General features: G+C 61.0%; 1 pseudogene. It reads right to left on the bottom strand.

The features are described 5' to 3' along the window. Positions 1-241, bottom strand: a pseudogene (locus SB751_RS34635) (30S ribosomal protein S5); the annotation flags it as partial.

Below are 241 nucleotides of genomic sequence, written 5' to 3'. Positions count from 1 at the left end.
GAGGAGGACGACCGATGCGCCATGCTTGCCGTGCACTTCGTGTTGCAGGGTGCCGTTCTTCAGGGGCACCTTGAACATGTTGCGACGAGCTTGTTCCATCGCCTTCTGGACAGCGACGGGCACTTCTTTCGACTTGCCCTTGCCCATACCGACGCGGCCATCACCATCGCCAACCACGGTCAGTGCGGCGAAGCCGAGAATCCGGCCACCCTTCACGACCTTGGTCACGCGATTGACCGAA

The sequence above is a fragment of the Cupriavidus sp. SIMBA_020 genome (assembly GCF_046535395.1).
In the GTDB taxonomy this organism is placed as follows: Bacteria; Pseudomonadota; Gammaproteobacteria; order Burkholderiales; family Burkholderiaceae; genus Cupriavidus; species Cupriavidus campinensis.
Note: the sequence above shows the minus strand (reverse complement) of the source record. Positions and strands in the feature narration are given on the sequence as shown.